This window comes from Micromonospora endophytica (assembly GCF_003236305.1).
In the GTDB taxonomy this organism is placed as follows: Bacteria; Actinomycetota; Actinomycetes; order Mycobacteriales; family Micromonosporaceae; genus Micromonospora; species Micromonospora endophytica.
This window is the reverse complement of record NZ_POTX01000039.1, coordinates 21,901-32,786: the sequence shown is the minus strand read 5'-3', so window position 1 is coordinate 32,786 and position 10,886 is coordinate 21,901. Positions and strand designations below refer to the sequence as shown.

Sequence of the window (10,886 nt, the reverse complement as noted above, 5' to 3'; positions counted from 1 at the left end):
GTGTGGGCCGCTTCCCGGCCGGCCAGGCCGTGCAGGTACGCCGCCGCCGCGGCGGCCCGCTCCGCCGGCAGCCCGGCGGCGAGCAGCGAGCCGAGCAGTCCGGCCAGCACGTCACCGGTGCCCCCGGTGGCCAGCGCAGGGGTGCCGGTCGGGTTGACGTACGCCCGGCCGTCCGGCGTGCCGATCACCGTACGGTCGCCCTTGAGCAGCACCACGGCGTTCATCCAGGCGGCCAGCCGCAGCGTCGCGGCGACCCGGTCGCCACCGGGCTCCTCGCCACAGAGCCGGGTGAACTCCCGATCATGCGGGGTGACCACGATCGGCGCGTCCCGGCGGCGTAGCTGGTCCGCGAGCGAGCCGTCCACCAGCAGGGTCAGCGCGTCGGCGTCGAGCACCACCGGCACCGGCGCGGCGAGCACGGTGCGTAGTTCCGTCGCCGCCCGCTCGTCGGTGCCCAGCCCCGAGCCGCAGACCCAGGCCTGCACCCGGCCGGCGTCGGCCACCCGCCCGGACGCGATCACCGAGGGGTGCTGCCGCACCACCTCGTCCCGGGCGCTGCCGGCGTAGCGGACCAGGCCGGTCGGCCCGGCCAGGGCACCGCCGACGGAGAGCACCGCCGCGCCCGGGTACGTCGCCGACCCGGTGGCCACCCCGACCACGCCCCGGGTGTACTTCTCCGAGGACGCACCGAGCCGGGGCCACCAGTCGACCACGTCCGACCATTCGACAACCCGCAGCGCGGGAGTGCCCCGCAGCCACGGCCGCAGCCCGATGTCCACCAGTTCCACCTGCCCGGCCAGCGCCGCGGCGGGTCCGACCGCCAGCGCCGGCTTCAGCGCGCCGAACGCCACCGTGACGTCGGCCCGGACGGCGTTGGGCCGGCCGGCGGCGTTCAGTGGCACCGCGCCGGTGTCCACCGCCACCCCGCTGGGCACGTCCACCGCCACCACAGTGGCCCGTTCGCCGTCGCGTCCCCGGTGCCGCAGCAGGCTCGCCGCCAGTTGCTCGGCGGTCTCCCGCAGTCCGCCGCGGCCCCCGATGCCGACGATCCCGTCGAGCACCAGATCGACAAGGGTCGGCGGGCGGTCGACGGTCCGGCCGCCGGCGGCACGCAGCGCGGCCAGGCCCTCGGCGTGTGCCCGGTCCGGGTCGAGCAGCAGCGCCGACACGGCCGCACCGCGTCGGGCCAGCCGGGCACCGGCATACAACGCGTCGCCGCCGTTGTCACCGGAACCGACGAGCAGCAGCACCGGCGCGGCGTACACCCCACCCCGGTCGGCCAGCAGCAGCGCGCAGCGCCGGGCCAGCCCGGCGGCGGCGCGCTGCATCAACGTGCCGGGCGGCAGCGTGGCCATCAGCGCCTTCTCCGCCGTCCGGATGTCCGCGACCCGCCAGACCGGTGTCATGCGGCCCACCCTACCGGCGCAGGGGCCGCAAGATAGCCGCCGGCCGCGCACCGGGCAACACCTGTGGACAGACCGGGTGTACGCCCACCGCCCGTTGTCCACAGGGCACTCCCGGCACCGCCGGTACCACCTAGCGTCGGTCGGTGTGGGTCTCAGGAGACGGGGAGGGCGGATGGTCGAGGAGGAGTTGACAGTGCAGCCGGAGCTGCTGCGCCGGGTCGGGCGCGGGCTCGGCGACACCGGCCACCGGCTGGCGTACGGGCTGCTGGCCGGCGTGCCGGGGCTGACCGCACCGGCACCGCAGTGGTCGGCGGCCGGATCGCTTGCCGCCCTGGAGGAGGCGGTGCACGGCTGGTCCGGCCGGCTCGGTGCCCGGATCGTGGAGACCGGTGCCGCCCTGCGTGCCGCCGCCGGGGCGTACGACTCGGTGGACGCGCGGGCCGCCACCCGCCTGTCGGGCCTGCCGCGGTGACCGGCTCGGCGTCGGCCCGGGCCGGCTACGCGCAGCTCGCCACGGCCGACCCGGCTGCCTGGCGCGCCACCGGAACCGCGTGGGCCAGCCTGACCCGGCCGACCGGGCAGCGGGCCGACGAGCTGGTCGACAGCGCGACGACCCTGCGCTCGGGCTGGTCAGGGCCGGCCGCCGGATCAGCCGGCGCCCGCCTCTGCGATCTGCGGGGCGAGTTGGTCATGCTGGTGCCGGCCGTGATCGAGACCGATCAGATCCTCGCCGAGTTCGCCGCCCGACTGGCCGCCGCGCAGGCCCGGCTGCGCGCGGCGGTGGCGCTCGCGGACACCGCCGGTGTGCTCATCGACAGGTGGGGACGGGCCCGCCCCGATCCGAGCCGGGTGCCCGCCGACCGGGCCGGACCCACGGTGGTCCCGGTGGCCGCGGCCATCCACGACGCGCTCGCGTTGGCCACCGCCGCCGACCGCGAAGCCGCCGACCGGCTCGGGCAACTGGCGGCGGACGCCGGGAGTGGCTGGGTCGCCCGGCCGCCACCGGATCGGCCCGTCGCGGGCAGCGATCCGGCGCTCGTCAGTCGCTGGTGGGCCGGGCTCACCCCCGCCCAGCGGCGCTGGCTGGTGGGGCACGAGCCGGAGTCGGTCGCCGGCCTGGACGGCGTCCCTGCCGCCGCTCGTGACCAGGCCAACCGGTTGCTGCTGGGCCTGCGGCGGGAGGAGTTGCGCGCGGAATGGGGCCAGCTGCTGGGGCGGGTGCCGCGCGGGCCCGCCGAGCTTGCCGGGCTGCGTCGTGTCGATGCCGCCCTGGCCGGCCTGGACGCGCTCGCCGCCCGACTGGACTCACCCGATCCGCCCCGGGCCTACCTGCTCGGGCTGGAGGTCGGCGGCGAGGGGCGCACGGTGGTGGCGCTCGGCAACCCGGACCGCGCAGCCGGCGTGCTGACGTACGTGCCGGGGATGACCGCCGGGCTCGACGACGCCACCGACGAGCTGGGACGGGCGGCTCGGGTGCTGTCCCGCTGCGCCGACCTGGCGCCGGGCGAGGAGACCTCGGCGGTGCTGTGGCTGGACTACGACGCTCCGGACTTCCTGCCCGAGGCGGCGCGGGACGGGCAGGCCCGGGCGGCCGGCGACCCGCTGCACCGGTTCCAGGAGGGGCTGCGGGCCACCCACGACGGTCCAGCAGCCCGGCAGACCGTGCTCGGGCACAGTTACGGCTCACTCGTGGTGGGCACCGCCGCCCGCGACCACGGCCTCGCCGCGGACGCGCTCGTCTTCCTCGGCTCGCCCGGGGTCGGCGTGGCACACGCCACCGAGCTGAACCTGCCAGCGGGGCAGGTGTGGGCCAGCACCGCGCCGGACGACGTGATCCGGCTGACCCGTCCGCCGGAGGATCTGGCCCGGCAGGCGGTGCTCGGTGCCGCCCCGGTCAACACCATCGCCGGCCTGCTCGCCGGGCCGGGTGACGAACGCTGGTTCGGCCGCGACCCGACCGCGTCGACCTTCGGCGGCCGCACCTTCCCCAGCGGCCGGTACGGCCACACCGGCTACTGGCATCCGGACAATCCCGCGCTCGACGGCATGGCGCGCGTGGTGCTGGGCCAGTGACCAGGTCACCGGCCCAGCACCACAGCGACCGGTCGCTACTCGACGGTCACCGACTTGGCGAGGTTGCGTGGCTGGTCGACGTCGTGTCCCCGGGCTGCGGCGATCTCGGCGGCGAGCACCTGCAACGGCACGGTGGTCACCAGCGGTGCCAGCAACGTCGGCGTACGCGGCACGTAGATCAGATGGTCGGCGTACCGGACGACGGACTGGTCGCCCTCCTCGGCGATCACGATGGTGCGGGCGCCCCGGGCGCGTACCTCCTGGATGTTGGAGACCACCTTGTCGTGCAGCAGACCGCGACCTACCGGGGACGGGACCACGCAGATCACCGGCGTGCCCTTGTCGATGAGGGCGATCGGGCCGTGCTTCAGCTCGCCTGCGGCGAAGCCCTCGGCGTGCATGTACGCCAACTCCTTGAGCTTCAGCGCGCCCTCCAGCGCCACCGGGTAGCCGACGTGCCGCCCGATGAACAGCACTGTCGGCTCGGCGGCCAGCTCACGGGCCAGCTCACGGACCGGCTCGATCCGCCCGAGCAGCTCCCGCAGCTTCCCTGGCACCTGGTGCAGCTGCTCCACCACGGCCGCCACCTCGTCGGCGAACTTGACGCCCCGCACCTGGGCCAGGTGCAGGCCGATCAGATAGCAGGCCACCAGCTGGGTGAGGAACGCCTTGGTGGAGGCGACAGCGATCTCCGGCCCGCCGTGGGTGTAGAGCACCGCGTCGGACTCGCGCGGGATGGTGGATCCGTTGGTGTTGCAGATGGCCAGCACCCGGGCCTTCTGTTCCTTGGCGTGCCGGAGCGCCATCAGGGTGTCCATGGTCTCGCCGGACTGCGAGATCACCACGATCAGGGTGGACCGGTCCAGCACCGGGTCGCGATAGCGGAACTCGCTTGCCAGCTCCACCTCGCAGGGGATCCGGGTCCAGTGCTCGATGGCGTACTTGGCGACCAGCCCGGAGTGGTAGGCAGTGCCACAGGCCACGATGAAGATCTTGTCGACGTCCCGCAGGTCCTGGTCGCTGAGCCGGACCTCGTCGAGCATGATCTCGCCGCTCTCGGTCAGCCGGCCGAGCAGCGTGTCGGCAACGGCCTGCGGCTGCTCCTCGATCTCCTTGAGCATGAACCAGTCGTAGCCGCCCTTCTCGGCGGCCGAGGAGTCCCAGTCGATGTGGAAGTCCTTGCCGCTGGCGGGCTGGCCGTCGAAGTCGGTGATCTCGATGGTGTCGGCGGTGATCAGGACGATCTGGTCCTGGCCCAGCTCGACCGCGTCGCGGGTGTGCTCGATGAAGGCGGCGACGTCGCTGGCCAGGTAGTTCTCCCCGTCGCCCCGGCCGACCACGAGCGGCGAGTTGCGCCGCGCGCCGACCACCGCGCCGGGCACCCCGGCGTCCACCGCGAGCAGCGTGAAGGCACCCTCCAGTCGCTGGCAGACCACCCGCATGCCGGCGGCGAGCAGTTGCGGCCCGTCCGGCTGGCCGGCGGCCCGCAGCTCGGCCAGCGCCTTGGCCAGCAGATGCGCGGCGCACTCGGTGTCGGTGTCGCTGGTGAATTCGACGCCGTCCTCCTCCAGCTCGGTGCGGAGCTTGGCGAAGTTCTCGATGATGCCGTTGTGGATCACCGCGACCCGGCCGTCGGGTGACACGTGTGGATGAGCGTTGCGGTCCGTGGGTCCGCCGTGGGTGGCCCACCGGGTGTGGCCGATGCCTGTGGTGCCGTCACCGATGCCCAGCGGACTGGCACCGCAGGCAGCCGGGTCCTCGGCGGCCCGCTCGGAGAGCACCTTCTCCAGGTTGGCCAGCTTGCCGGCCTTCTTCTCGGTCAGCAGTTCACCGTCGCAGACGACGGCGACGCCTGCCGAGTCGTAGCCGCGATATTCCAGCCGGCGCAGCCCGTCCAGCACGATCCCCAGCGCCGGTCGACCACCGGCGTACCCCACGATTCCACACATGGGTGGCAGCCTAACCAGTTTCGCTCAACTTATCTGCGCGAAAGCCGGGTAAATAATCACTCAATCTGAGCGATCGGGCGTCGTCGGGTGTTGCGGGTCACGAACCACGCGAGCGGTGCCGGGGCTCGCACCCGTACCCTGACGGGCGTGACGAGCATCGAGGTGGACCCCCTGGTGAGCCGGATGCGCCCGTTCGGCACGACGATCTTCGCGGAGATGTCCGCGCTCGCCGTCCGGACCGGCGCGGTCAACCTCGGGCAAGGCTTCCCGGACACCGACGGCCCGCCGGAGATGCTCGCCGCCGCGGCCGAGGCGCTGCGCTCCGGCCGCAACCAGTACCCGCCCGGCCCCGGCATCCCCGAGCTACGCACGGCCGTGGCGGCACACCAGCGCCGGTTCTGGGGCCTGGAGTACGACCCGGACAGCGAGGTGGTGATCACCGCCGGTGCCACCGAGGCGATCGCCGCCGCGATCCTCGCCCTCTGCGAACCCGGCGACGAGGTGATCTGCTTCGAGCCCTACTACGACTCGTACGCCGCCTCCATCGCGCTGGCCGGCGCGGTGCGGCGACCGGTCACGCTCCGTCCCGACCCGGACGGGCGGTACGCCTTCGATCCGGCGGCGCTGCGGGCCGCGTTCGGCCCGCGTACCCGGCTGGTGCTGCTGAACTCCCCGCACAACCCCACCGGCAAGGTCTTCACCCGGGCCGAGCTGTCGCTGATCGCCGAGCTGTGCCAGCAGCACGGCACGTACGCGGTCACCGACGAGGTGTACGAGCACCTGGTCTTCACCGACGCCGGGTCCGGGCACGTGCCGCTCGCCACCCTGCCCGGCATGCGCGAGCGGACCCTGCGGATCTCCTCGGCCGGCAAGACCTTCTCCTGCACCGGCTGGAAGGTGGGCTGGGCGAGCGGCCCGGCGCCCCTGGTCTCGGCGCTGCTGCGGGTGAAGCAGTTCCTCACCTTCGTCAACGGCGCGCCCCTGCAACCGGCGGTCGCGGTGGCGCTGGACCTGCCCGACGCGTACTTCACCGAGTTCCGCAGCGGTATGCAGGACCGCCGGGACCAGTTGATCAGTGGACTCACCGACGCCGGTTTCGACGTGTTGGTGCCTGAAGGGACATACTTCGTCACCGCTGACGTCACCGCCCTCGGCGGCACCGACGGCGTCGAGTTCTGCCGCGCGCTGCCCGAGCGGTGCGGTGTGGTGGCCGTACCCACCCAGGTGTTCTACGACGATCCCGAGGCCGGCCGGCGGCTGGTCCGGTTCGCCTTCTGCAAACGCCCCGAGGTGCTCGCCGAGGCGGTCACCCGGCTCCGCGCTACCTGACGGCTCGTCCCCGCGCGCCAGCTCGTCCCGCACGCCAGCTCGTTCTCGCGTGACGCGTGTTAATAGGGGGCCCCTGCTCTACCTGAGGCGTTAACAGGGGGCCCCTCCTTACACCTCGGGGCTGGCGGTGCGGACGTGGGTGGCGATGCGTTCGGCGACCTCGCGGGCGGTCGCCTCGGTGGCGGCCTCGACCATCACCCGGACCAGGGGTTCGGTGCCGGAGGGGCGGAGCAGCACCCGGCCGGTCTCGCCGAGTTCGGCTTCGGCCCGCTGCACCTCGACGCGGACGGCGGGCGCGTTGGCACCGACGGTACGGTCACCGACCGGCACGTTGATCAGCACCTGCGGCAGCTTGGTCACCACGGAGGCGAGGTCGGCCAGGGTACGGCCGGTGGCCGCCATCCGGGCCATCAGGTGCAGCCCGGTCAGCACCCCGTCGCCGGTGGTGGCGTACGCCGGCATCACGATGTGTCCGCTCTGTTCGCCACCGAGGGCCAGTCCGGAGGCGCGCAGTTCCTCAAGCACGTACCGGTCGCCGACCTTGGTCTCGACCAGCCGGATGCCTTCGGCGGACATGGCCAGCCGCAGTCCGAGGTTGCTCATCACGGTGGCCACGAGCGTGTCTTCGGCGAGGGTGCCGGCCTCCCGCATGGCCAGCGCCAGAATCGCCATCACCTGGTCGCCGTCGACCTCGTCGCCGTCGGCGGTCACCGCGACGCAGCGGTCGGCGTCACCGTCGTGCGCGATGCCCAGGTGCGCGCCGTGTTCCACCACCGCCTGGCGCAGCGCCTCGATGTGGTTGGACCCGCAGCCGTCGTTGATGTTCAGCCCGTCCGGCTCGGCGTGGATCGCCACCACCTCGGCGCCGGCCTCCCGGTACGCCGCCGGAGCCACCTCGGCGGCGGCACCGTTGGCGCAGTCGACCACGACCTTGATCCCGTCGAGGCGGTGCGGCACCGTGCCGACCAGGTGTTGCACGTAGTGGTCGGCGCCATCGAGCAGATCGTGCACCCGGCCCACCCCCGCGCCGACCGGGCGGGCCCAGGCGGTGGTGGCGTTGGCTTCGATGGCCGCCTCGATCCGCAGTTCGATCTCGTCCGGCAGCTTGTGGCCGCCGGCCGCGAAGAGCTTGATCCCGTTGTCCGGCATCGGGTTGTGCGAGGCCGAGAGCATCACGCCGAGGTCCGCCTTGGCCTCGGCGGTGAGGAATGCCACCGCCGGGGTGGGCAGCACGCCGACCCGGACGACAGTCGCACCGGCGCTGGTGAGGCCGGCGACCACCGCCGCCTCCAGCATCTCGCCGCTGGCCCGCGTGTCGCGGCCGACCACGGCCAGCGGGGCGTGGCTGCGGTCGGACTCGGCGAGGGTGTGTGCGGCCGCGACCGCCACCGAGAGCGCCAACTCCGGGGTGAGATCGACGTTCGCCCGCCCGCGTACGCCGTCCGTGCCGAACAACCGGCCCATACCCGCCAACCTCCGATGAAAATGCCGATGAGAAAGCGAAACGGCCGGCCCACCTCTGCCCCGGATGAGGGGAGGCGAACCGGCCGTTCGTCAGAAGTACAAGATGTGGCTGAAGATCAGCGCTTCGAGTACTGGGGAGCCTTACGGGCCTTCTTGAGGCCGTACTTCTTGCTTTCCTTCTCCCGGGCGTCGCGGGTGAGGAAGCCAGCCTTCTTCAGCGCCGGGCGGTCGTCCGGCTCGTTCACGATCAGCGCCCGGGCGATGGCCAGCCGCAGCGCACCGGCCTGGCCGGTGGTGCCGCCGCCGCGCAGGTTGGCGATGACGTCGAAGGCCTCGGGCTTCTCGGCGGTGACCAGCGGGTCCTTGATCAGCTGCTGGTGCACCTTGCTCGGGAAGTAGGCCTCAAGGTCGCGGCCGTTGCAGGTGATCTTGCCGGAGCCCGGCACGATGCGGACCCGGACGATGGCCTCCTTGCGCCGACCCACGGTCTGGATCGGGCGGTCACCACGAGGCGCGCGGGCGACGGGCGCCGGCGCCTCGGTGGCCTCGGGGGCAACCTCGGTGGCGGTGATGTCGGTCATGCTGCTTCCTTCGCCCGCGCTCACTGCGCGATCTGCTTGATCTCGAACGGCACCGGCTGCTGCGCCGCGTGCGGGTGCTCGGCACCGGCGTAGACCTTCAGCTTCTTGATGAGCTGCCGGCCGAGCTTGTTGTGCGGGAGCATGCCCTTGACCGCAAGCTCGATGGCCCGCTCGGGGCGCTTGGAGAGCAGCTCCTCGTAGCCGACCTGCTTCAGGCCACCCGGGTAACCGGAGTGCCGGTAAGCGATCTTCTGCTGGCGCTTGTTGCCGGTCAGCGCGACCTTGCCCGCGTTCACGACGACGACGAAGTCGCCCGTGTCAACGTGCGGCGCGAAAGTCGGCTTGTGCTTGCCCCGCAGCAGCGTGGCGGCGTGGGTGGCCAGACGGCCCAGCACGACATCAGAGGCGTCGATGACGTGCCACTGACGCTCGATCTCACCCGGCTTCGGGCTGTACGTACGCACAGGTCTACCTTGTCTCGTCGTCGGTCTGGGGTCGCGCGCCGAGGTGACCAGGATTCCCAGCCGGACCAGCGCGCACGAACGACCAAGCGTACCTCAGGCGGCACGCCCACAGATGTCGTACAACAGCAGGCAACGATACCCGCAGCCCCACCGGCCGGTCAAAACGGGGTCCGTATCGCTGGGAAGCGGGCTACGGATGAGCCAGATCACACCCCGGCCCGGGCCAGCCGGGCCCCCCGGCGCAGGTACGTCGCCCAGGTGACCACGAGCAGGAACAGGAAGAACCCGACGTAGAAGCGCAGTGCCGGCTCGATCCCGCCGTATGTCGACTTCGCCCAGGCGTAGCAGATCGGGACGAGGAAGCCACCGAAGGCACCGACCGATGAGATGATGCCCAGCGCACCCGCCGCCTGCCGGCGCATCGCCAGCATCACCTCCGGCGAGCCACCCGCCTCCTCCCCCTTCACCTGGAAGATCCTGCTGATCATCCGGTACGTCGAGCCGTTGCCGACGCCGGTGGCCACGAAGAGCAACAGGAAGGCCACGAAGAACAAGGCCATGCTGCGCCGCTCGACCGACCAGAGCGCGGCCAGGGCGCCGACGGCCATCAACACGAAGCTGGCCACCGTGACCCGGGCGCCACCCACCACGTCGGAGAGCCGGCCGCCGAAGGGCCGGCAGACCGAGCCCACCGCCGCCCCGAGGAAGGCCCAGGACAGTGCGACGTCCGGCCGACCGAAGACCGAGGTGAGCAGGGTCGGGAAGGCCGCCGAGTAGCCGATGAACGAACCGAAGGTGCCGATGTAGAGCAGGGACATGATCCAGGTGTCCCGGTGCCGCAGCGACGCCCAGACCGGCTTCACGTCGGCCTTCGCCTCGGCCAGGTTGTCCATGAACAGGTACGCGCAGACCGCCGCGATCACCGCGAGCGGGATGTACATCAGGCCGGCCCGGGCCAGCGCGAGCCCGCCACCGAGCACGATCACCTGCGGCACCAGGAACTGCACCACGGCCACGCCGATGTTGCCGCCGGCGGCGTTCAGGCCCAGCGCCCAGCCCTTCTCCCGTTCTGGATAAAAGAAGGAGATGTTCGCCATGCTGGAGGCGAAGTTACCGCCGCCCAGACCGGCGGTGGCGGCGATCAGCAGCAGCGGCAGGAAGCCGATCTCCGGATGCTCGACCGCCCAGGCCAGGCCGGCGCAGGGCACGATCAGCAGCAAGGCGGAGACGACCGTCCAGTTCCGGCCGCCGAACAACGGCACCGCGAAGGTGTACGGCAGCCGCAGCAGGGCGCCGACCCCGCTGGGTACGGCGGTGAGCCAGAGCGCCTGGCTGGTGGTCAATTGCCAGCCGGAGTCGCCGAGCCGGACGACGACGATGCTCCACAGCAGCCACACCGAGAAACCGATGTGCTCCGCGAAGATCGACCAGATGAGATTGCGCCTGGCGATCCGGCTGCCCACCGTACGCCAGAATCCCGGATCCTCAGGCGTCCAGTGCCCGATCCAACGGCCGCGCCGCCGGTCCAGGTCGATCTCTTCGATTACCTCGGGTCGCGTGCTCGTGGTGGTCATGGGCCAGAAGCTAGGAAGCGACGGTTACCGCGACGTTCGTCGTAGG

The 10,886-nt window shown here is 72.3% G+C and carries 9 protein-coding genes; 3 read left to right on the top strand and 6 right to left on the bottom strand.

Translation table 11 applies throughout. The features are described 5' to 3' along the window. Positions 1–1,406 (bottom strand): NAD(P)H-hydrate dehydratase (locus C1I93_RS08810; protein WP_111242736.1); only part of this gene is annotated, 1,406 nt, incomplete at its 3' end. Positions 1,407–1,578: 172 nt separating this feature from the next. On the opposite strand from C1I93_RS08810, the gene C1I93_RS08805 reads away from it, so the two are divergent. Both C1I93_RS08805 and C1I93_RS08800 read left to right on the top strand, forming a co-directional pair. Then, the gene (locus C1I93_RS08805) at positions 1,579–1,878 is read left to right on the top strand and encodes a type VII secretion target (RefSeq protein ID WP_111242735.1); all 300 of its coding nucleotides are present in this window, start codon (positions 1,579–1,581) and stop codon (positions 1,876–1,878) included. Then, on the top strand, positions 1,875–3,479 hold the full coding sequence (locus tag C1I93_RS08800) for an alpha/beta hydrolase (protein ID WP_111242734.1): 1,605 nt from the start codon (positions 1,875–1,877) through the stop codon (positions 3,477–3,479). The genes C1I93_RS08805 and C1I93_RS08800 overlap by 4 nt, the downstream gene beginning before the upstream one ends. Positions 3,480–3,514: 35 nt before the next feature. On the opposite strand, the gene glmS is transcribed toward C1I93_RS08800, so the two are convergent. After that, positions 3,515–5,428, bottom strand: a complete 1,914-nt coding sequence (gene glmS, locus C1I93_RS08795) for a glutamine--fructose-6-phosphate transaminase (isomerizing) (RefSeq protein WP_111242733.1) — start codon at positions 5,426–5,428, stop codon at positions 3,515–3,517. A 147-nt stretch (positions 5,429–5,575) separates the two neighbouring features. Between glmS and C1I93_RS08790 the strand changes: the two genes are divergently transcribed. Then, the gene (locus C1I93_RS08790; protein WP_111242740.1) at positions 5,576–6,757 is read left to right on the top strand and encodes a pyridoxal phosphate-dependent aminotransferase; all 1,182 of its coding nucleotides are present in this window, start codon (positions 5,576–5,578) and stop codon (positions 6,755–6,757) included. 108 nt (positions 6,758–6,865) lie between these two features. Here the strand turns inward: C1I93_RS08790 and glmM are convergent, their stop codons facing one another. From glmM to C1I93_RS08770, 4 genes are all read right to left on the bottom strand, one after another. Beyond that, a complete protein-coding gene (gene glmM / locus C1I93_RS08785; protein WP_111242732.1) occupies positions 6,866–8,221 on the bottom strand; it encodes a phosphoglucosamine mutase in 1,356 nt (451 codons plus the stop codon). A 116-nt stretch (positions 8,222–8,337) separates the two neighbouring features. Further along, positions 8,338–8,802, bottom strand: coding sequence for a 30S ribosomal protein S9 (gene rpsI, locus C1I93_RS08780; protein ID WP_111242739.1), 465 nt, complete (start codon positions 8,800–8,802; stop codon positions 8,338–8,340). A 20-nt stretch (positions 8,803–8,822) separates the two neighbouring features. Then, positions 8,823–9,266, bottom strand: a complete 444-nt coding sequence (rplM, locus tag C1I93_RS08775) for a 50S ribosomal protein L13 (protein ID WP_111242731.1) — start codon at positions 9,264–9,266, stop codon at positions 8,823–8,825. A 206-nt stretch (positions 9,267–9,472) separates the two neighbouring features. Continuing rightward, positions 9,473–10,840 (bottom strand): NarK family nitrate/nitrite MFS transporter, encoded by a 1,368-nt coding sequence (locus C1I93_RS08770; RefSeq protein ID WP_111242730.1) that lies wholly within the window; start codon positions 10,838–10,840, stop codon positions 9,473–9,475. Positions 10,841–10,886 lie beyond the last annotated feature (46 nt).

What these genes read in the sequence shown, in the direction of transcription:
- C1I93_RS08805 (WP_111242735.1), top strand. Translation starts at nt 1,579, where the DNA reads ATGGTCGAGGAGGAGTTGACAGTGCAGCCGGAGCTGCTGCGCCGGGTC.
- glmS (WP_111242733.1), bottom strand. Translation starts at nt 5,428, where the DNA reads ATGTGTGGAATCGTGGGGTACGCCGGTGGTCGACCGGCGCTGGGGATC.
- glmM (WP_111242732.1), bottom strand. Translation starts at nt 8,221, where the DNA reads ATGGGCCGGTTGTTCGGCACGGACGGCGTACGCGGGCGGGCGAACGTC.
- rpsI (WP_111242739.1), bottom strand. Translation starts at nt 8,802, where the DNA reads ATGACCGACATCACCGCCACCGAGGTTGCCCCCGAGGCCACCGAGGCG.
- C1I93_RS08770 (WP_111242730.1), bottom strand. Translation starts at nt 10,840, where the DNA reads ATGACCACCACGAGCACGCGACCCGAGGTAATCGAAGAGATCGACCTG.